The sequence below is a fragment of the Mesorhizobium sp. M1423 genome, assembly GCF_040317575.1.
In the GTDB taxonomy this organism is placed as follows: Bacteria; Pseudomonadota; Alphaproteobacteria; order Rhizobiales; family Rhizobiaceae; genus Mesorhizobium.
The window spans coordinates 22,972-43,507 of sequence record NZ_JAMYKU010000034.1 but is presented as its reverse complement, the minus strand read 5'-3'; the positions used below and the strand labels follow the sequence as shown (position 1 = coordinate 43,507).

The following is a 20,536-nucleotide window of genomic DNA, read 5'->3' as shown; positions in this document are numbered from 1 at the left end:
AAAGCGGCGCTTTGGATTTGCGCGCCGCAAATTAGACGGTGCCAGCGAGGGCGGGCTGCGTTGCCGACCTGCGGACGAAGCTCTCGGTGCCGTAGAGGGCAACGATGGCGATCGCAGCCACCGCCCAGATCGCAACACCGATCCATTGCTGCTGGACATAGTCGGCGTCGATGAACACCTTGCCCAGGAAGCGTACGCTGTTCTGATGAGTGACATGCATGAGAATGGCGAGAAGCACACTGCCGGTGTTCTGATAGAGCCAGGTGAACACCACTGCCGCCAGCACGACGTTGATCGTGCCGTAGACGCTGAGATCGCCGACCAGGCCGAGCGGAAAATGCCAGATTGCCCAGATCGCGCCGAGGATCAGGCTTCCGGCCAGCGCCGAATGGCTGGCTAGCAGACGCGGTGTCGCAAAGCCGCGCCATCCCGGCTCTTCGCCAAGCGGGCCGCTGAAGACCGCATACAGCGCGATGATCGGCAGTATCTCAGTGACAGCAGGAATGTTGCTCCAGACCGGCGTCGCCGAGCCGAACAGCGGATTGACCAGGATCGAGGCAAGCTGCGTGCCGAATGGCAGGCCGAATGCCACCAGATACCACAGCGGAGATACCCGCCACTTCACCACGGAAGCGAGAATGGCCTTGACCGAAGCCCAGCCTCCGGAAAGGGCTGCGACAACGAATCCGGAGACCATCGGGCCGAAGGTAAACCAGGGAATGGTATCGCCATTCGACAGGTAGAACGGGATGAAGGCAAACCAGCTCAGGGCAAGCGCCAACGAAAAGAAGGCAGCCAACTGATGCTGTCGCACCAGGTGCAGGAAAGAAGTCATGTCGGTCCTCTCACGGGCAGATCACAATGAGAGGTCGCCGGGCTGCCCAATCGGTCGACTTGCATCTTGAACAGCCGGCCGAATCATTCCGGGAAGGCTATGCGTGGACCACGTCGGTCGACCCGTTTCTTATTGGCACCGGCGCGACCCGAAATCCTGAGCGGGTTCTGAGAAATTTCCGATATTTCATGCAAAATCGGTCAGTTAGATCGGCTGGAGCACCTGCCGACACTGCGACCGTGCGTGGTTCCCGTTTGTCGTCTCTCCGTCATACACCCTGCCTATAGGCTGTGCGAAAGACCCGCTTCCGAGCAAACCGGAACAGGCGGGCAAACAGCCAGATTAGGACATGACCGGGACTTGGAATCGCATCGACCCCATCCGTCAGATCGAGTTTGCAAACGCCGTCGCTGTTGAGATCGAGCGCGTGCTGGCGCGGCAAGGCAAGGTGACGAACAGCGATGCGGTCGTCGCAGCGGGCAGGGTCGCCGGGGCCGTTGCCGCCGCCGTCGCCCTGCTTGCGCCGACCGACATCAGGGCGATCGACACCATGCAGGAAAGATTGCCCGGCATGGCGTCGCGGTTCGTGCGGATATTGGCGGCCGAAGCGACGGAACGCCGTACCCGGACGCCTCTGTCGACGGCGCACGAAGGCCAAGGGGCAGACATCCAACCCCTGGCCGGAACGGGCGACCTCGACGCGATGCGGGTCGAGGACTGGGCCGGTCGGGTCGCCGGGTCGACCTTCCTGCAGGAAAATCTCGGCATATCGCGCTCGACCCTGCATCGCTGGCAGCGGAGCGGCACGGTCGTTGCGTTGCGCACCGGTGGCCGCAAACATGTATTTCCTCTGGCGCAGTTCGTCGACGGCAGGCCGGCTCCGGGTATCAACGAAGTGTTATCCGCGATGCCCGATCCGCGGCGTGCCTGGTCGTGGCTGGTCGGCCCCGCGCCCGGCCTTGCCGGACGTATTCCCATTGAAATGCTCAAACAGGATCTGGTGGCGGAAGTCGTTCTTGCCGCACAGAACGCAGCGATGGCGAAGTTGGCTTGATTTTCGCCGCCAACGTTAGAAGTCTATTCCCAAAAAATAACACGTAAAAGGAATGTTAACCGGACTATGACCGGTTTGCCGGCTAATGGAATAAGTATAGTTTCGTACAATTGTGACAATGTCTCGTTTGTGCCGGGAGCAAACGTGAAGAAAATATGAAGTGATATTTGTGCAACATGGATTTCTTCTGTTTATGCAAACATTGATTATTTTTTGAATCGTCATTGAGACTGGAATGCGGATGAGTATGTTCGCCGCCTGAAGAGGGGGTGCGGTGCGCGCCTTTTTCGACGTGGGTGAGGCGTTCAGCCGTTCAACCCATGAATCCAAAGCCATTTTTAACTTTGACTGGAGAGGTCAGAAAATGAATATCAAGAGCCTTCTTCTCGGCTCAGCCGCGGCATTCGTCGCGGTCTCCGGCGCGCGCGCCGCCGACGCTGTTGTGGTCGCCGAGCCGGAACCCGCTGAATACGTCAAGATCTGCGACGTCTACGGCGCCGGCTACTTCTATATCCCCGGCACCGAAACCTGCCTGCGCATCGGCGGCTATGTCCGCTATGACGCCAGCTTCGGCGACGGTGGCCGCGTTTTCGACGGCGCGACGACCCACGACCTTATGGACGGTGACGAACAGCAGACCTGGAACAAGAATGCCCGCTTCAATTTGAAGACGTGGACCGGCCAGGAAACCGAGCTCGGCACGTTGAAGACCTACACCGAGACCCGTTTCAACTTCGGCAATACCAAACACACCGTGAGCGGTGTTGATTTCAGCGTGCAGGACAACAAGGCGGTTACCCTGAACTTCGCCTGGATCCAGCTTGGAGGTTTCCGCGTCGGCAAGGATGAAACTGTCTATGATTCGTTCATCGGCTACGCCGGCAACGTCGTCCAGGACACCATCATCCCGTACGGCACCAAGGACACCAACCTGATCAGTTACTATTTCGACGGCGGTAACGGCTTTACGGCAGTCGCCTCGGTCGAAACAGGCTCCGGCGCTGACCAGTCGATTGACAGCTACGTTCCGTTTGTCGTCGGCGGCGTGAAATACAAGGGTGACTGGGGTGCGATCACCGCCGTCGGCGCCTATAACAGCACGTCGGAAGAATGGGCCGGCAAAGCTCGCCTCGACGTCAAGCCGATTACTGACCTGACCCTGTTCGTGATGGCGGGCTACGGCAGCGACGACAACGTCGCAAAGAACTTCTACAAGCCGTGGACTGGCAACTTTGCCGTCTGGGGCGGCGGCAGCTATGCCGTCAACAAGAAGACCTCTTTGAACGCCCAGGTCTCCTATACCGACGACAAAGACTTCGCCGTTGCGGCCAACGTCGCCTACACCATCGTTCCTGGTTACACGATCACCGCCGAAGTCGATTATTACGACAATTTCGATGCCGACGATGCCGACGCAATCGGCGGCATCTTCCGCTTCCAGCGCTCGTTCTGATCAAACGACGATCTCGCAAAAACGGCCCGTAGCGATACGCTACGGGCTGTTTTGGTTTGGCGGCGGATAAGTCGCTCATCTTGATTTCGCCATCGAACCGGTGACAAGCTCTGGTCATGGAATGGCGCGACGAGGGAATCATTCTCGGCACCCGCAAGCATGGCGAAACCAGCGCCATTCTCGAGGTGATGACACGTGCGCATGGCCGCCATCTCGGTCTCGTGCGCGGCGGCCGTTCGCGCAAGCAGCAGCCGGTCTTGCAGCCCGGCAACCGCGTCGACCTGTTGTGGCGGGCGCGGCTCGACGAACATCTCGGCACCTTCCAGGCCGAGGCCATCGAAATGAACGCCGCCCGGCTGATGGACAGCGCCGTTGCCGTTTACGGCTTGCAGACGATGGCCGCGCATTTGCGTCTTCTGCCGGAGCGCGATGCCCATCGCGGTCTCTATGAGACGCTCGCGGTCATGATCGCCCATCTCGACGATGCCGATGCCGCCGGCGAGCTGGTGGCCCGCTTCGAGCTGCTGGTTCTCGACGAACTCGGTTTCGGCCTCGATCTCAGCCAGTGTGCGGCGACCGGCACCAGGCAGGATCTTGCCTACGTCTCGCCGAAATCCGGCCGCGCCGTGTCGCGAGCGGCGGGCGCGCCGTGGCGCGACAAGATGCTGGCGCTGCCTGCCTTCCTGCAGCGCGGTTCGGGCCTGCGCGCCGATCCGGCGGCGATCGACGACGCCTTCCGGCTGACCGGCTTCTTTTTGACCCGCCATGTCTACGAGCCGCGCGGTATCGAACCACCCGGCGCCCGCGCCGGCTTCCTCGCCGCCTTGCGCAAGCATTATGCGGGCGGCAAGGCAATCGCCGGGGAAACCGCCGTCGGCGAAGCCATCAGGTGAGCGAAGTGGAACTCTACCCCGGCCGGGTTTCGCCGCTTGGCCTCGACATTATTTGCGGCCGATCACACCAGGGACCGGCGAGGTGGTGTGCGAGGGCAAAGTGGTGCACAAGGGCCGCACGCTGGCGGTTTCGGAAGCGGCGCTGAAGGATGCCAATGGCAAGCTGCTGGCTTTCGGCACCGAAACGTGCTCGATCTTTCCGGCGGCCAATCTGGCGGCACGTTGAATGGACCGGCCGTCTGGCCGCCGCATTTGAATGTCACTGAACATTGAATGTCAGTGACGACTGGCCTGGTTTGGGGGAACCGCCATGTTTGAAAGCCTGATTGGCCTCGTCGCCATCATCGCGCTGTTCGTCATCATTTCACGCCAGCAGAGCCGTATCGGCCTGATCGAGCGCGAGCTTGGCGCGTTGCGCAGCCTCGTGCTTTCGGGCGCGCCTGTCCTGCCGCCGCAAGCCAAGGAACCGGCTGCAAACGACAGCAAACCGGCGGATGGCGCAATCCCGCCGGCGGCGGCAGCCGACATGGCCGCATCGCCAGGGGCCGAGACCGCAGCGGTCGCATCAGCCACAGAGGCAGAAGCCGATACCGCGGCGCCGTCCGCACCCGAGCCGGCGCAACCGGCGGCAGCGGCGAAAGCCGCCCGCCAATCCGACGTCGAAACGGCGCTCGGTACCCGCTGGGCGGTATGGGTTGGTGGCATCGCGTTGGCGCTGGGCGGCCTGTTCCTCATCCGCTACACCATTGAGGCCGGCATTTTCGGGCCACGCGTGCGGCTTGCCATGGCGGCGGCACTTGGGCTGGTGCTGGTCGCCGGCGGCGAGTTCATCCGGCGCACCGGCTTCAGGGTGCCGGTGCAAGGTGCCGCCGGTGCCTATATCCCGGCGATCCTGACGGCGGCCGGCGCTTTCATCCTCTTCGGCACCGTCTACGCCGCGTACAGCATTTACGGTTTCATCGGCCCGGCGCTCGCTTTCACGCTGCTCGGCGCCATCGGGGTGGCGACGATCGCGGCAAGCCTGGTCCACGGTCAGGCGCTGGCCGGCGTCGGCCTGCTCGGCGCCATGGTGACGCCGCTACTCGTCGCCTCGCAGGCGCCCAATCCGTGGGCGCTGTTTGGCTATCTGGCGATCGTGCTCGCCGCCACCGGCGTCATTGCCCGCATCCGCGACTGGAGGCTCTTGATGGCCGCAGCCTTCGTCGCCACCGGCATCTGGACCATCTTCTACATGACCGAAGCGCCGGGGACGAACCTTTCCGTCATCCTCTTTATCGACGTGGTGACACTGGCCGTGCTCGCCTTCGTGTGGCTTGGCCGTCGCAGCGAAGCGGTCGCCGGCACCGGCTTCGACTGGCCGTCGATCGCGCCGGGGTTCTTCGTCGCTCTTTCAGCGCTGGCCCTGTTCGTCGATCCGGTCTTTGCCGCCGCCGGCGATGCCCTGCAGGGCGCGGCCCTTATCGTAGCCCTGGTGGCGGTAGCGCTCTACCGTCCGCGAGCGCTTGCACTGCTGCACGCCGCCGGGCTGGCGACGGTGCTGGTCTATCTCGGCATCATTCCGCCGACCACGGTCGCCGCCGATTTTTCGGGCGGCGCTCTCGGTGTCGATGGCGTGCCGGTTGTGGCGTCTGATGCCTTGATGCTCAGGATCGGCATCGCGCTGGGCCTGGTCTTCATCGGCGCCGGCTTTTGGGCAGCGCGCCGTTTTGCGGCTCCTGGCTGGCTGCGCGCCGCCACATGGGCGGCATGGAGCGCTGTCGCGCCACTGGTCATCCTGCTGGCGCTCTGGTTCACCTTCGGCAATCTCGACCGTGACCTTGCTTATGCGGCCGCAGCGGCCGTTTTGGTCGGGATCTTCGTCGCCGGCGGCGAATGGATAGCGCGCGGCGAAGCGCCGCCGCTGACCGGCGGCGCTGCCGTCTCCTTCGCGCTCGCCGGCGCGGCGATTGCCGGCCTGCTGATGTTGCATATGGCCTTTGGTTCCGGCTGGACAACCGTCCTGCTCGGAGCAGCCGCCGTTGTGCCGGCACTGGCGACGCGCTGGCGTAGCTATCCGGTGCTTGGCTGGATTTCGGTCGGTGCGGTGATCGCAGTGCTCGGCCGTGCCGCCTTCGACCCGACCATCGTCGGTGCCGAGTTCCTGTCGAAAACACCCGTGTTCAACTGGCTGCTGCTCGGATATGGCGTGCCGGCGCTCGCCTTCGGCTTTGCCGCCTGGCAACTCGCCCGCACAACCAATGGCCGGCCGCGCCTCGCCATGGAGGCCGGCGCCGCGCTGTTTGCTCTGCTCGCCGTTGCCATGCTGGTGCGTCATGCCATGCATGGTGGCGTCATCGACAGCGGCTCGATGACACTTGCCGAACAGGCGATTTATACGCTGATCGCCATCGGCGCCGGTGCAATCCTGGTCGCCATCGACATGCGCTCGCCAAGCTCTGTGCTGCGTTACGGCTCGATGGCTGCCGGGGTGCTCTCGGTCGCCTTCATCGTCATCCGGCATTTTGTGGTGCTGAACCCGCTGCTGACGGATGAATCGACCGGCGGCATTCCGGTGTTCAACCTTCTGTTCCTCGCCTATCTGTTGCCGGCAGTCGCGACAGGCGCACTGGCGCTCTATACCCGCGACAAGCGGCCGAAATGGTATGCGGCCATGCTTGCGGTTGTGGCGGCGGTGCTCGCCTTCGTCTATGCCACGCTGTCGGTCAGGAGGCTGTTCAAGGGCGAGTTCATCGGCCTGTGGAGCGGCCTCGGCCAGGTCGAGACCTATACCTATTCGGCGCTCTGGTTGGCCATCGGCGTGGTGCTGCTCACCGCCGGTGTCTGGCTGAAGTCGCAGGTGCTGCGCATAGCGTCTGCGGCGCTGATCGCGGTCGCCGTGCTCAAGGTCTTCGTCTTCGATATGTCGGAGCTGGAAGGCGTGTTGCGGGCGCTGTCCTTCATCGGCCTCGGCGCGGTGCTCATCGGCATCGGCTTGTTTTATCAGCGGCTGCTGACTAGGGCGGCGAAAGAAAAGCTCGAGACGAGCAATAGCTGACGATTTCAATTTGGCCGGGAATAAAGCTGGCATCGGCAGCGTTATTCAGTTGCTTGGGTGACCGGGGCGGCGGACCGCTTCGCGCTGGCCGCTTGCGCCGCGCCGCAAAGGCGCGTTCAATCACCACGGACAGGGGCTCCAGAACCAGCGGTCATGGACGAAAAGAAGGCAGCAATCCTTGGTGAAATACCGCGTTTGCGCCGCTATGCACGCTCGCTGTTGCGCGACCGCGATTCCGCCGACGATCTCGTCCAGGATTGTCTCGAGCGGGCGCTTGTGCGGCTCGACAATTGGCAGACAGGAGAAAGCCCCAGGAGGTGGCTGTTTACGATCATGCATCATTTGTTCATCGACCAGATGCGCAAGGTGAACCGGCGCGGCGAGGCGGCGATGCTGCCGCTCGAGGCGAGCGAGGCGCAGGCAGCACCCGCCGAGCAGGTCGAGAGCATCGCCTCGCGCGAGATCGTCGACGCGCTGCAGGCGATCAGCCCGGACCGGCGCGCGGCACTTGTGATGGTCGCCATCGAAGGGTTTTCCTATGCCGAAGCAGCCAACATCCTTGGAGTCCCCGCCGGCACTTTGATGTCGCGCATCGCGCGCGGGCGTGAGGAACTGCGAGCGCTGCTGGATGATACCGCGCGCCGCCGCTCGATAAGGATCGTCGAGAAATGAGCCGGCGCGATTTCTCCGAACGCGACATCCACATGGCTCTCGATGGCGAGTTGCCGGGCGACGAGCGAACGGCCTATGAGGCATGGCTCGAGGCCAATGCCGAGATGAAGGCCAAGAGTGCACGCTACGCCGCCGACCGGGCAGCATTGCGCGCAGCTTTTAACGGCGTGCTGGACGAACCCGTACCGGTGCGGCTGAACAAGGTGGTGCTTGGCGAGGCGTCGGTGGTCAGAGCGGCGCCGTCGCGCTCGCGTTGGTGGCTTGCGGTCGCCGCTGCCGCCATGCTGGTGATTGGCGGTGCTGGCGGCTATCTTGCCGGCATCGGCGGCCTCGGCCTGGAAAATACGGCCGAGGACCAGCTTGCCGAAGAAGCGATCGCCGCCCACGTCATCTATGCCGCCGAAAAGCGACATGCGGTGGAAGTGCCGGCAAGCGACAAGGATCATTTGCAGAGCTGGTTGTCGAACCAGGTGGGTTTGAAGCTCGTCGCGCCGGATCTGGCAGCGCAGGGATTCCAACTGGTCGGTGGCCGGCTGCTGCCTGCCGGCCAGGGCAAGGCCGCGATGCTGCTTTACGAGGACGACAAGGGCGCGCGCATTTCGCTCTTCGTCACCGCCGAATCGGCTGCCAAGGCCAAGGGCACCTATGGGTCGGAAGAAGATGGTCCTGCGGCTGTGTACTGGCTGGACAAGGGTTATGGCTGCGCCGTCGTCGGCTCGCTGCCGCGCGAGCGGCTGGCCGCGGTGGCCAAGAGCGCCTATGGCCAGCTTCTGGCGGCCTTGCAAAGCTGAGCAGGATCTCATTTTTCCGGAGCCGCGCCGATGCCGAAACACGGAGGTCGCTCAAAGCCTTTGCGCGACCTGCCTGCTGTCAAAACTGTCACAATTCGGCCCTAATCGAGGTGCGATAGCGCTTGCTTAATGCTGGCACTTCGGCTGGTGTGACCGATGTTTAGACTAGGGTCGTTTCCACAACCCAATCGAGGTTTTCTGAGCCCGCATGCCTGCCGAGATTCGCAAGGCCCGCGCGTCCGACGTCGATGACCTCGCCGCCATCGAAAAAGCTGTTTTCTCGAGCGACCGCATTTCTCGCCGTTCCTTTCGCCAACTGATCGAACGCGACACCGCCGAACTGCTGGTTGGCGAAAGCGATGGCCGCGTCGCCGGCTATGCAGTCGTGCTGTTTCGCAAGGGCAGCGGCGTCGCGCGGCTCTATTCGATCGCCGTCGGTCCATTTTTCGGCGGCCGTGGCGTTGGCCGCCTTCTGCTGGAAGAGGCCGAGACCGCTGCTTTCGAGCACGGCCGCATGATGCTTCGTTTGGAAGTCCGCGAGGACAACCCGCGCGCGATCCAGATCTACGAGCGGAGCGGCTACCGCAAGATCGGCCGCGAACCGGACTATTACGAGGATGGCGCCACGGCGCTGCGCTATGAAAAGACCTTGCGTGGCGACATTCCGGTCGCCACCGAAGTGCCGTTTTATCAGCAGACTTGCGAATTCACTTGCGGACCATGCTGCCTGATGATGGCGATGGCTTACTTCGGCCCCGGCTTCGTGCCGGACCCGGTGATGGAAATCCGGCTGTGGCGTGAGGCGACGACCGTTTTCATGATGTCCGGCCCCGGCGGCTGTGAGCCGTTCGGGCTGGCCGTCGCCGGCTATGAGAGCGGGCTTGCTGCTGAGATCTATGTCTCCTTCTACGGCGCGCTGTTCCTGCAGTCGGTGCGCAGTGAAGACAAGCGCCGGGTGATGGAACTGGCGCAGGTCGACTTTCGACGCCGCGCGGAACTTTACGGCATCCCGGTGAATTACCGTTCATTCGGGCTTGACGACATTCGCACCGCGATCGCAGAGGGAAAACTGGTGCTGGTCCTGATCAGCGGCTTCCTGATGTTCGGCAAGAAGGTTCCGCACTGGGTATTGGCCATCGGTGACGACGGCGATCATATCCTGATCCACGACCCTTGGGTCGAGGACGAGCGGCAGGAGACGATCCTCGATGCTGCCAACATTCCCGTGCCTTACGGCATCTTCATGAACATGGCGCAATTCGGCCGCGACGGATTGCGCGCCGCCATCACTCTCGGAAAGCGCGACAGCCAATGACCTGGGTCATCCTTACCGGCCGGCAGAACGATCTCGACCAAGTGGCGACGCCGCACAAGATCATCACCAATCGCGACTACCTTGCCCATCCGGCACTGTTTCGCGGGCAGCGGCCGAAGGTCATCAACCTGTCGAACAATTACGGCTACCAGAGCCGCGGCTATTACGCCTCGCTGCTCGCCGGTTCGCGCGGCCATAAGGTCATCCCGACGGTCGAAACGATGATCGACCTGTCGGAGCGCAAGCTCTATGAGCACGCGTTGCCGGAACTCGAACTCGCACTCAACAAGTGCCGCAAGGACCTGGGCGGCGCTTTCCCGCAGAAGGTCTGCATCTTCTTCGGCATCGGACCGTCCAGGATCTGGGACCGCTTCGCCAAACTGCTGTTCGACTGGTTCCGTGCCCCGGCGCTTGAGGTCCACATCAGGGACAGCGCCGAATGGGCCTCGATCCGCAAGATTGGCTTCCATCCCCTGGCCAGGATGACCGAGGACGAGGAAACGCACTTTCTCCAGTGCCTGGAGACCTACACCAACCGCGAGTGGCGTGACACCAAGGGCCGCACGCCGGCGCGCTACACTTTCGCCACGCTGGTCGATCCGCATGAGGAACTGCCGCCGTCGGAGATTTCGTCGCTGCGCCACTGGGCCAAGATCGCTGAAAAGATGGGCGTCGAAATCGAGCCGATCACCAAGCGGGATCTGGCCAAGCTCGCCAACTACGACGCGCTGTTCATCCGCGAGACCACCTCGATCTCCAACCACACCTACCGCTTTGCCCGCCGCGCCCAGCAGGAAGGTATGCCGGTCATCGACGATCCGCTGTCGATGATCCGCTGCACCAATAAGGTCTATCTCAACGAGCTGATGACCTACAACAAGGTACCGGTGCCGCCGACGGTGATGATAGCCGGCATCTCGGATCTGGAAGTTGCGGCGCAGACGCTGGGCTTCCCCCTGGTGCTGAAGATCCCGGACTCCTCGTTTTCGCGCGGCGTCAAGAAATGCGGCACCTTCGAAGAGTTAAAGACGCTCGCAACCGAATGGCTGGAGGATTCCGACCTCCTGATCGCGCAAAAATTCATTCCGACGGAATATGATTGGCGCGTCGGTGTCCTCGGCGGCCAACCCTTGTTTGCCGTCCATTATCTGATGGCCAAGAAGCATTGGCAGATCGTCAATCATAAGGCCAACGGCAAGCCCGACCAGGGCGGCATCAAGACCTTCACCCTGAAGGAAGCGCCGGCCCATGTCGTCGAGACGGCGGTGAGCGCGGCGCGCTGCATCGGCGACGGCCTCTACGGGGTCGACCTCAAGGAGACCAGGGACGGCGTCTTCGTCATCGAGGTCAACGATAACCCCAACCTCGACCACGGCTGGGAAGACTCCGGCGAAAAAGACGAGGTCTGGGTGCGGCTGACGCAGTGGTTCCTGGAGCGATTGGACCGGCCGGGCCGATGACATCCGAATTGAGGGGAAAAAGATGCTGTTCTTCGTAACCGAGGATTTTCGCGGCTGCGACCGTAAGGAGATCTACCGCCGTTTCCGCGACCAGGGCCGCCTGAAGCCGGACGCGCTGCTCGTGCACCACACCTGGATCGCAGCGGATATGAGCCGCTGCTTCCTGCTGGTGGAGGCCGATGACGTCACACTCCTGCAGCGGTGGGTCATCGAATGGGCGGATCTGGTCGAATTCGAGATCGTTCCCGTGGCGACGAACAAGGATATGGTGGAGGCGTTGAGCGGACATCTCTGACCTGCGCGCGCTTCGACGAGGTATATTCAGACATTGTATTGATGGCAGATGTCCAGGCTGAGCCGATGACTGGCTCGCCCGGCTGTCGCACTTAGCCGGATTGCCTGATCGTCGCGTTCGACTTCAGCAGCCGGTTGATGTCCGACGCTTTCGATGGCACGCCGATCAAATAGCCCTGGGCCTCGACGCAGCCCTCCTTTTGCAGGAATTCAAGCTGCGCTTCGGTCTCGACACCCTCGGCGGTGACGGTGATGCCCAGCTGTGCGCCAAGCCCGATGATGGTGCGCACGATCGCCGCGGTATCGCGACTGTCGATGTCACGGGTGAAAGAGCGATCGATCTTGATCTTGTCGACGGGAAAGCGCCTGAGGTAGCCGAGCGAGGAATAGCCGGTGCCGAAATCGTCCAGCGCTATGCGGACACCCAGATCGCGCAGCTGCCTCAGTGTCTTGAGCACCAGATCGCTCTCGTCCATCAGCACCGTTTCGGTGATTTCCAGTTCAAGCCGGTTGGCCGGCACGCCCGAGAACGCCAGCGCCGAGATGACGCTGCGGGCAAAGGTGCCGCTTTTGATCTGCACGGCGGAGACATTGACTGCAATGCGCAAAGGCGCCCAGCCTGCCGCGGTCGTGCAGGCTTTCCGCAGCGCCCATTCTCCAAGCGGCACGATCAGCCCGGTCTCCTCGGCGGCCGGAATGAAGTCGTCCGGACGCACCAGGCCGCGCACTGGCGAACGCCAGCGCATCAAGGCTTCGGCACCGACGATTTCGCCGGAGGCGATGTTCATGATCGGCTGGAAATCCAGCTCGAATTCCCGGCGCGACAGCGCCGCCCTGAGATCGATTTCGAGCGCCCGGCGCGCGCGCACCATCGCATCCATGGCTGGTTCGAAGAAACGGTAGAGGTTGCGCCCTTCGCTCTTTGCCCGATAGAGCGCCATATCGGCGTTTTTCAGCAAAGTGTCGGTGTCCTTGCCGTCATTCGGAAACAGCGCGATGCCAACACTGATGCCGACGCGCATGTCGTGTCGCTTGTCGCGAAACGGCTTTCCGATGATCTCGACGATGCGTTTGGCCAGTTTTTCCGCATCGCCCGGGCTTTTGAGATTGAACTGGATTATGACGAATTCGTCGCCGCCGAAGCGAGCGACAACGTCCGTTTCATTGCGCAGGCACCGTTGCAGCCGTTCGGCCACGCATTTCAGCAGCCAGTCGCCGGAAGGGTGGCCCCAAGTATCGTTGACCGCCTTGAAGTGATCGAGGTCGAGCGAGAATATCGCCAGCGATCCGTCTTTCGTCTCGCTAAGGGCTTGGTCGAGCCGTTCGCGAAGCATCGAGCGATTGGGCAGGTTGGTCAGTGTGTCGTGATGCGCAAGGTGGGTCATGCGCTCTTCCACGCGCCTGCGCTCGGTCACGTCGTCGAATGTCGCGACCCAGCCGCCGCCGCTCATCGGCCGGCGTGCAACCAGCAGCGTTCTGCCATCGGCAAGATGGCGATGCGTTACGTGTGTTTTGCCCGCCCGCAGGCAGGCTTCGATTTGCGAAATTTCGCTGTCGGGGTCGAGCTTTGTGTAAATGCCCAGTTCCAGCAGCCGCTTAAAGGCATCGCGGTGGCTCATGCCAAGCGGGAGGTCGGCCGGCCTGACATGGTAAAGTTCCAGAAAACGTTCGTTGCGCACGATCAGCTTGCCGTCCGCGTCGTACATCAAAAGTCCTTGCGACATGTTGGCAAGTGCCGCGTCGAAACGGCGGTGCTGCTCCTTCAACTCCTGCTCGGCGCGCCGTTGCTCGGTGATATCCTCGTAGATCGATACCCAACCGCCCGACGCCAGCGGCCGGTGCGAAATGTTGACGATACGCCCGTCTGCAAGCGTTTCCTCATAGGTGGAAGGTTTTGCCTGGTCGATATAGGGCTTGCGAATGGCATAGAGTTGCTCAGCGCTTTGCGAGGCGATGCCGATGTCCACGCTGTGCTGGAGGATGTCGAAAAACCGGATGCCGGGCCGTACCACTTCGGCGTCGAGGCGAAAGATGCTGATGTAGTTCCTATTGCAGATGATCATCCGTTCATCGGCATCGAACATGCACAGGCCATGCGACATGTTCTCGACCGCTGCCGAAAAACGCTCGTTCTGTTCGCGCAGTTCGTCTTCAATCCGTTGCGGCAGACCAACGCCTTTGACCCGTCGTCGGCGGACGGACGAACCTGCCTTGATACCGGCAACGGGCATGTAGCGCGCCTATGGACCGTGGTTAACCACGGCACTCTTGTCCTTGCCGGTTAATTTACCGTTTTCAGCCGGCTGGAACGGCAGTCTGGCGTCGCGACTTCTCGATCGCCGCAAACCGTTTGAGAAAGGCATTCTGCGCCCAGGTCACCGAGCGCGGCGTGACATCGAAGCGCTCGGCATTGAAGCCGCGCGGCCGGCCGAAGAACTCCGTCGCCTCTGCCGTTGAAAAACCCGCAAGCAGCGTCGCTTCGAAATAAGCGGCGATCTGATCCGCTCGCTTGATCTCCTTGCGCAGTCCCGCGTCGAGTTCCGCTGGCAGCGAAAAGCGCAGATGGATGGCGCGCTGCAGCCTGATCTCGCAGTCCCTGTAGCTGCCGCCCATCACGGACTTGAACGGCGAGATCATGTCGCCGATGACATATTCCGGCGCGTCGTGCAGCAGCGCCGCCAACCGCGCATCGGCGTCGGCATCCGGCACCAGCTCGCCGACAAGCGTTTCGACGAGCAGCGAATGCTGGGCGACCGAAAAGGCGTGCTCGCCTCTGGTCTGGCCGTTCCAGCGCGCGACGCGGGCAAGGCCGTGAGCGATATCCGAGATCTCGATGTCGAGCGGCGAGGGGTCGAGGAGATCGAGCCGTCGCCCGGACAGCATGCGCTGCCAGGCGCGCGGCGGCGCCCCGGCGCGATCGGCCGCCATCAGGCCTCCTCCGCGCCGACGGCTTCCTGCGGAAAGCTGAATTTCGCCCAGGGCGGGATGGTGAGCGACACGGCGACATCGTCAGCCAGGATCGGCAGGCCGGCGTCGAACGCTGCCTTGACCCGGTCGATGCGGGCAATGGCGAGGCCTGTCGTGCCGGCGGTCGAGCCAAGCGTGCCGACCGGCCGCCCCTCCACGGTCAACTCTGCGCCCGAGGCGGGCAGGGAGCGTTCGGCCGAGACGATCAACACCCGGCGTCTGGCAGTGCCGCGATGCTGCATGCGCGAGACGACCTCCTGGCCGACATAGCAGCCCTTCTTGAAGCCGACGCCGCCGATCTCGTCGAGCAGCACGTCATGCGGAAACGCATCGCCGAGCTGATAGTCGCTGCCGCTTTCGGCAATGCCATGGGCGATGCGAAAGGCTTGCCATGCGGCAAGGTCGCCGCCTTCTGCGGTGCCATCATAGGAGCGCTTGACGATAGCATCGACGAACCGCGCATCGGCAAACGGTGCTGATTCAAATTGCGAGGCAGTTGAAGCGCTTTCCCATAGGACGGTCACAACCGGCTGATCCAGCTTGGAAATTTGGACTTTAGCGCGCAACTTGTAGAGCGTCAGCCGGCGCATGAAATCGTCGGCGGTCTCGGCACGGCACTCGAGGCGGAAAGCATTTTCGCCGGCGCGCGAGATCAGGAAGTCGAAAAGGACCTTGCCTTGCGGCGTCAGCAGGGCGCCGGGCTTTGCTTCGCTGCTGCCGAGCACGTCGAGGTCGGTAGTCAGGATGTTCTGCAAGAAGTGCTCGGCATCCGGCCCGGACACGGAAAGGAGTGCGCGATCTCTGAGCGAGGCAAAGGGCATGGTGGGAAAACGAGCCTGATCTTGCAAAACTGTCGGCCATTACGTAAGCCGCTGGCACTTCCCCCGCAAGAGACCTGATCCGCATGGCCCCCATCTACGATCTCATCCTGACAGGTGGCACCGTGGTCAACCACGATGGCGAGGGTTTTCGCGACGTCGGCATCAATGGTGGGCGCGTCGCTGCCATCGGCGATCTCCGCCAGGCGTCGGCCGGCGAGACAATCGACTGCCGCGGATTGCATATCCTGCCGGGCGTCGTCGATAGCCAGGTGCATTTCCGCGAGCCGGGACTGGAGCACAAGGAAGATTTGGGGACGGGCTCGCGGGCAGCGGTGCTTGGCGGCGTCACCGCCGTCTTCGAGATGCCGAACACCAATCCGCTGACCACCAGCGAGGCGACTCTTGCCGACAAGGTGCGGCGGGCCACCGGCCGCATGCATTGCGACTTTGCCTTCTGGGTCGGCGGGACCCGCGACAATGCAAAAGACGCCGGCGATCTCGAGCGGCTGCCGGGTGCGGCCGGCATAAAAGTGTTCATGGGCTCGTCCACCGGCGACCTGCTGGTCGAGGACGACGAAGGCGTTGCCTCGATCCTGAGGAACACACGCCGCCGCGCCGCCTTTCACTCCGAGGACGAGTTCCGGCTGCGCGAGCGGCTCGGCGAGCGCATCGATGGCAATCCGTCCTCACATCCGGTGTGGCGCGACGAGATCGCCGCATTGCGCTGCACCGAGCGCCTGGTGCGCATCGCGCGCCAGGTCCGCGCCCGCATCCATGTGCTGCACATCTCGACCGCCGAAGAGATAGGCTTCCTCGAACAGCACAAGGATGTCGCGACCTGCGAGGCGACGCCGCATCATCTGACGCTGAGCGCCGATGATTATGCGCAGTTGGGCACGCTGATCCAGATGAACCCGCCGGTGCGCGCCGCGCGCCATCGCGACGGCATCTGGCAGGGCATTGCGCAAGGCGTTGTCGATGTGCTCGGCTCCGACCATGCGCCGCACACGCTGGCCGAGAAGGCAAAACCTTATCCGGCGTCGCCGTCAGGCATGACCGGCGTGCAGACTTTGGTGCCGATCATGCTGGATCATGTCAACGCCGGCCGGCTGACGTTGCAGCGCTTTGTCGACCTGACCAGCCATGGCCCACAGCGCATTTTCGGCATCGCCAGGAAAGGCCGTATTGCCGCCGGCTACGATGCCGATCTGACCATCGTCGACCTGAAGCGCCGCGAGATCATCGCCAACGCCCAGCAAGGCTCCAAGGCCGGTTGGACGCCTTATGACGGCAGGCAGGTGACCGGCTGGCCGGTCGGCACTATCGTTCGGGGCCGGCGCGTGATGTGGGAAGGCGAGATTGCCACGCCAGGCCAAGGCAGGGCGGTGGAGTTTTCCGAGGCGTTGGCGGGCTAAGCTCCCTCCTCAATAAGGGCCAGGCCTGACCACTCAATCCCCAGCGACGAAGAACGTCCATTGCCCGGTCGGCGTGATGCCGACGCGGTAGAAGATGTAGGCGCCGAACTGCTTCATGTTGTCATAGTCGCTGGCAGTGACGATCTTGAATAACTCGACCCGCTGCCTGGCATCGAGCTTGTCCAACGGCAGGGCGAAAAAATACGGCCAGACGTAGAGATCCTGCGGCGTGCCTGCATCGACATGGACATAGCCGGCATTGAGCACCTCTTCCAGGATGGCGAGGATTTCCTGGCCTTCCGTGTCGCCCGAAAGCCCTTTCAGGAAGGCGATCGGGTCGCCCTCCATGTCGCCCAGCGACAATTGGGTCATCATGTCGCCCGTGCCGATCAGCGGCCGCAGTCTTTCGATGTCGCCGCTTTTGCACGCCTCGACGATCAGATCGTGCATGCGCCTGACCGGTTCCGGCAACTTGGCAAGGTCGTAAACGACTTCGGGCACAGGCGCGTCCGGATCGACATGCGGATTGGCCATGCCGCCATCGTCCGCTGGCCCTTTCGGTTCGGTTTGCCTTGGCTCGTCGGACGGAGTCGGCTGGCTGGCTGCAGGTGGCGTCGTGCCGAGCGGGCCGGGCATCGGCACGGTACTTCCGGGCGGCGACATGTCGCCGTCGGGCGGCGGCGTGACCGGCGAAGGCAGGTCTTCGCGCTTGATCTCGCTGAGGGCGTGAGCGGGACTGCTCGCAAGAAACAGTGCAAGGGGAATCGTGGCGCAGGAAGCAATAAGCCAAATGCTGAGGACCAGGCCGCGCGGCTTGCCTGATATCGAAAAATTCACCGCCTGCTACTCCCTGGTGCCAGGCCCACTCATGTGCCCGGACATGATGTGCCCGGACATGATGTCCGGTGGCGCGCCGTCGTCAAAGAACCGGGGTCAGTGCCGCAGCCTTTCGGGCTCGAAGGCCCCGGCAATCACCTTTTCACGCATGCGATCGAGCAGGGCAAGCGCCGAGGTCTCGCCATTGGTTCGCAGCATCTCGCCGAATGCCGTTTCGAGGGCTGCCTCGGCGATGATTTCCGGCTCGATCCCCGCCGACAATCCTTCTGCCCAGGCTTCGCTGTGGCTTTCCACGGCGGTCAGGCGCTTTTCTTCCCTGACCAGCGCGTCGATGTCGTTGACGCCATGTTCCATTCCGATGTCCACCCTTTCAAGCGGTGATCCGTTGGATAGGGATCAAGCTTGAGTTGTCCCTTTTACACGCAGGCGAAGTAAGTACTTGTAAATGCGACATTTTTTTGGTCGTTTTCTACAAAACCCGTCGCATTAAGCAAACCTGCGTCCGATCCGTTTCAAACTTAGCCGATTAGGCCGGCCAAGGGGACGGAAACCTTCAGTTTGAGTTAATTTCACATCTGCGCGCTAACGTTTCGTTAACATAGTTGCAAAAGTGCAACATCAGGTTTGCACCAAGACCTCACCCGAGGCAAGCGGAGAAGTGTCGAACGCGTCCGCCGCCAACAGCGCCGACGCTTGATTCCGCTTTGCCGGAACGGCAGCTGCCGCCGTCAGTTCCCGTAGCGCGAGGCGATGTCGCGAGACAGTGTCTCGCCTTCCTTCATGTAGCGGCTGATGGCTTCCGTCGCCGAGGCGGTGCATTGCGTATAACTGCCGCCGAAGGATCGGTAGCCGCGGTTGAAGCTGGCGATGAAGCGGGCGCGCCGCTCAGGGTTCGGATTTTCTGATGCGATCAGTTTTTCCATCTCGGCCCGCCACCGGTCGCCCTTCTCGCCGCATAGATTGCGCAGGAAATGCAACGAGCCGAGCACTTCCGCCAGCCGCAACAGCCCGGGCTCGAACGGCGCCTCGGCGGCAATGGCAGGACGCAAGCCGACAACCACACTAACGGCGAGGCAGGCGGCGAGAAACGGTGATGTGCGGTTCATGAGCCCTTGTGCTGAAACAATTTGTTGCCTGCAAGGCGATTCTCAAGCTCAGTTCGCGCCGCCCTTGCTGGTGGCCAGCAGGTCGTCGGCGATATCAAACACTGCATCGGCAAGCTGCATCGCTGTCATTTCGGCCAGTGTATAGAAGGCGGCGGTTTCGGCGTCGTCACTGGCCACCGCCTCGCCGCCGGCATAGTTGGCCCCAAACACCGTCAGCCGGTAGTCGACCGGATGCCCGTCGCCGCTGCCGTCGATGTGGATTTCCCGCAGCGGCCGGTAGTTGCGCGCCTGCAATCCGGTCTCTTCCAGCAATTCGCGCCTTGCTGCCTGTTCCAGCGTCTCGCCGGCTTCGACCTTGCCACCGGGAAAGGCATAAAGGCCCTGCGAGGGCGGTCTGGCCCGCTTGACCAGCAGCACCGTGTTCTCGCGCACGACGCAGACCGAGACTGCCGGAATGATCTTACGTGCTTCCATGGGTTCCCGATCGCTCGATTGGCATAGCCCGTTGTGGACCGGCCGTCGGCGAACAGCTTTAGCGGTTGCGAAAGGCAGGTTCCATGGTCACTTTCACATGTCACCCATTCGAGAGCTGAATTCATGTGCGGACGCTTTGCCTTGACCGCCACTCCGGACCAGACCGCCGCCCTTCTCGGTCTGGCGGAGTTGGAGGAGTTTCCGCCCCGCTACAATATCGCGCCGACGCAGCCGGTGCTGATGGCGCTCGCCGGATTGCCGCAGGCGCCGGGCTCGAACCTGCCCGACCGCCGCTCGATGCTGGTGCGCTGGGGCCTGATCCCGGCCTGGGTCAAGGATACGCGTAACTTCCCGCTGCTGTTCAACGCGCGTTCTGAGGGGGCTTCGGAAAAGCCGTCGTTTCGCGCTGCCATGCGCCATCGCCGCGCCCTGGTACCGGCTTCGGGATTCTACGAATGGCACCAAACCGCTGGCAGAAGAGGGCAGCCCTATTGGGTGCGGCCAAAGCATGGAGGGCTTGTCGCCTTCGCCGGGCTGATTGAGACGTATGCCGAGCCGGGTGGCTCGGAAATGGACACCGGCGCCATTCTGACCGCCCACGCCAATGCCGATACTGCCCATATCCACGACCGCATGCCGGTGGTGATCCATCCCGAGGATTTCGCGCGCTGGCTGGATTGCCGCACGCTCGAGCCGCGTGATGTGGCCGATCTGCTGAGACCCACCCGGCCCGATTTCTTCGAAGCGATCCCGGTTTCCGACCTCGTCAACAAGGTCGCCAATACCGGGCCGGAGATTCAGGAGAAGGGCGTCGTCGAGCCTGAGCCCGAGAAGGTCAAGCGCCAGAAGTCCGGCGCGAACGACAGTCAAATGACATTATTTTAGCGAAAGCTACTATTTCCAGGACACCGTGAGCGCCTCAATCTTCACCCGACGGCATTCTCAGGCAGCGCGTGGCGACACGATCTTCTGTGCCGGCTTCTTCTTCTTCGCGGTGTGCAGAAGAGCTGCGACGATTGCTGCCGGGCCGATCGCCCGGTAATGGCTGGCGAGCGCCGGTTGCTTGGCGCGGTTGGATTCTTGCTTAGGCATTATTCTCTTCCCTGGTAACGTCT

21 protein-coding genes are annotated in these 20,536 nt (G+C 62.6%); 12 read left to right on the top strand and 9 right to left on the bottom strand.

The window, feature by feature from the left end:
• Positions 1-31: 31 nt before the first annotated feature.
• Positions 32-835, bottom strand: a complete 804-nt coding sequence (locus NKG95_RS29750) for a CPBP family intramembrane glutamic endopeptidase (protein WP_352481856.1) — start codon at positions 833-835, stop codon at positions 32-34.
• Between the two features lie 349 nt (positions 836-1,184).
• Here NKG95_RS29750 and NKG95_RS29745 point away from each other — a divergent pair, with 349 nt between their 5' ends.
• From NKG95_RS29745 to NKG95_RS29700, 10 genes are all read left to right on the top strand, one after another.
• Positions 1,185-1,889 (top strand): antitoxin Xre/MbcA/ParS-like domain-containing protein, encoded by a 705-nt coding sequence (locus tag NKG95_RS29745; protein WP_352494848.1) that lies wholly within the window; start codon positions 1,185-1,187, stop codon positions 1,887-1,889.
• 364 nt (positions 1,890-2,253) lie between these two features.
• The gene (locus NKG95_RS29740; RefSeq protein WP_352481853.1) at positions 2,254-3,342 is read left to right on the top strand and encodes a porin; all 1,089 of its coding nucleotides are present in this window, start codon (positions 2,254-2,256) and stop codon (positions 3,340-3,342) included.
• 116 nt (positions 3,343-3,458) lie between these two features.
• Positions 3,459-4,235, top strand: coding sequence for a DNA repair protein RecO (gene recO, locus NKG95_RS29735; RefSeq protein WP_023719878.1), 777 nt, complete (start codon positions 3,459-3,461; stop codon positions 4,233-4,235).
• 52 nt (positions 4,236-4,287) lie between these two features.
• The gene (locus NKG95_RS29730; protein WP_353043277.1) at positions 4,288-4,461 is read left to right on the top strand and encodes a PaaI family thioesterase; all 174 of its coding nucleotides are present in this window, start codon (positions 4,288-4,290) and stop codon (positions 4,459-4,461) included.
• A gap of 84 nt (positions 4,462-4,545) precedes the next feature.
• Positions 4,546-7,269, top strand: coding sequence for a DUF2339 domain-containing protein (locus tag NKG95_RS29725; protein WP_353043276.1), 2,724 nt, complete (start codon positions 4,546-4,548; stop codon positions 7,267-7,269).
• Between the two features lie 153 nt (positions 7,270-7,422).
• Positions 7,423-7,941 carry a sigma-70 family RNA polymerase sigma factor gene (locus NKG95_RS29720; protein WP_023719875.1) on the top strand — a complete coding sequence of 173 codons (519 nt, stop codon included), beginning with the start codon at positions 7,423-7,425 and terminating at the stop codon, positions 7,939-7,941.
• A complete protein-coding gene (locus tag NKG95_RS29715; protein ID WP_352481851.1) occupies positions 7,938-8,732 on the top strand; it encodes an anti-sigma factor family protein in 795 nt (264 codons plus the stop codon). The genes NKG95_RS29720 and NKG95_RS29715 overlap by 4 nt, the downstream gene beginning before the upstream one ends.
• 208 nt (positions 8,733-8,940) lie before the next feature.
• Positions 8,941-10,047: a peptidase C39 family protein gene (locus tag NKG95_RS29710; RefSeq protein WP_023719873.1), complete on the top strand. Its 1,107-nt coding sequence runs from the start codon at positions 8,941-8,943 to the stop codon at positions 10,045-10,047.
• Positions 10,044-11,507 (top strand): RimK family ATP-grasp domain-containing protein, encoded by a 1,464-nt coding sequence (locus NKG95_RS29705; RefSeq protein ID WP_023719872.1) that lies wholly within the window; start codon positions 10,044-10,046, stop codon positions 11,505-11,507. Before NKG95_RS29710 ends, NKG95_RS29705 begins: the two co-directional genes overlap by 4 nt.
• Before the next feature lie 22 nt (positions 11,508-11,529).
• Positions 11,530-11,802 carry a DUF3303 domain-containing protein gene (locus NKG95_RS29700; RefSeq protein ID WP_353043275.1) on the top strand — a complete coding sequence of 91 codons (273 nt, stop codon included), beginning with the start codon at positions 11,530-11,532 and terminating at the stop codon, positions 11,800-11,802.
• A 91-nt stretch (positions 11,803-11,893) separates the two neighbouring features.
• On the opposite strand, the gene NKG95_RS29695 is transcribed toward NKG95_RS29700, so the two are convergent.
• The 3 genes from NKG95_RS29695 to ygfZ form a co-directional block, all read right to left on the bottom strand.
• Complete coding sequence (locus NKG95_RS29695) at positions 11,894-14,032, bottom strand: putative bifunctional diguanylate cyclase/phosphodiesterase (RefSeq protein ID WP_352481847.1); 2,139 nt, start codon at positions 14,030-14,032, stop codon at positions 11,894-11,896.
• A 64-nt stretch (positions 14,033-14,096) separates the two neighbouring features.
• Positions 14,097-14,729, bottom strand: coding sequence for a YfbR-like 5'-deoxynucleotidase (locus NKG95_RS29690; RefSeq protein ID WP_352588668.1), 633 nt, complete (start codon positions 14,727-14,729; stop codon positions 14,097-14,099).
• Positions 14,729-15,589, bottom strand: coding sequence for a CAF17-like 4Fe-4S cluster assembly/insertion protein YgfZ (ygfZ, locus tag NKG95_RS29685; RefSeq protein ID WP_352494853.1), 861 nt, complete (start codon positions 15,587-15,589; stop codon positions 14,729-14,731). The genes NKG95_RS29690 and ygfZ overlap by 1 nt, the downstream gene beginning before the upstream one ends.
• Before the next feature lie 83 nt (positions 15,590-15,672).
• On the opposite strand from ygfZ, the gene NKG95_RS29680 reads away from it, so the two are divergent.
• Positions 15,673-17,004, top strand: coding sequence for a dihydroorotase (locus tag NKG95_RS29680; protein WP_353043274.1), 1,332 nt, complete (start codon positions 15,673-15,675; stop codon positions 17,002-17,004).
• A gap of 33 nt (positions 17,005-17,037) precedes the next feature.
• On the opposite strand, the gene NKG95_RS29675 is transcribed toward NKG95_RS29680, so the two are convergent.
• The 4 genes from NKG95_RS29675 to NKG95_RS29660 form a co-directional block, all read right to left on the bottom strand.
• Positions 17,038-17,841 carry a hypothetical protein gene (locus NKG95_RS29675; RefSeq protein ID WP_023719867.1) on the bottom strand — a complete coding sequence of 268 codons (804 nt, stop codon included), beginning with the start codon at positions 17,839-17,841 and terminating at the stop codon, positions 17,038-17,040.
• 96 nt (positions 17,842-17,937) lie between these two features.
• Positions 17,938-18,195: a hypothetical protein gene (locus tag NKG95_RS29670; protein ID WP_023677749.1), complete on the bottom strand. Its 258-nt coding sequence runs from the start codon at positions 18,193-18,195 to the stop codon at positions 17,938-17,940.
• A 374-nt stretch (positions 18,196-18,569) separates the two neighbouring features.
• Positions 18,570-18,947: a TIGR02301 family protein gene (locus tag NKG95_RS29665; RefSeq protein WP_023719865.1), complete on the bottom strand. Its 378-nt coding sequence runs from the start codon at positions 18,945-18,947 to the stop codon at positions 18,570-18,572.
• 48 nt (positions 18,948-18,995) lie between these two features.
• Positions 18,996-19,421 carry an NUDIX hydrolase gene (locus NKG95_RS29660; protein ID WP_352481843.1) on the bottom strand — a complete coding sequence of 142 codons (426 nt, stop codon included), beginning with the start codon at positions 19,419-19,421 and terminating at the stop codon, positions 18,996-18,998.
• A 123-nt stretch (positions 19,422-19,544) separates the two neighbouring features.
• Between NKG95_RS29660 and NKG95_RS29655 the strand changes: the two genes are divergently transcribed.
• On the top strand, positions 19,545-20,306 hold the full coding sequence (locus tag NKG95_RS29655) for an SOS response-associated peptidase (protein WP_352848731.1): 762 nt from the start codon (positions 19,545-19,547) through the stop codon (positions 20,304-20,306).
• Positions 20,307-20,363: 57 nt separating this feature from the next.
• On the opposite strand, the gene NKG95_RS29650 is transcribed toward NKG95_RS29655, so the two are convergent.
• Entirely contained in the window at positions 20,364-20,513 is a 150-nt protein-coding gene (locus NKG95_RS29650) for a hypothetical protein (RefSeq protein ID WP_023677745.1), read from the bottom strand.
• Between the last annotated feature and the right edge of the window lie 23 nt (positions 20,514-20,536).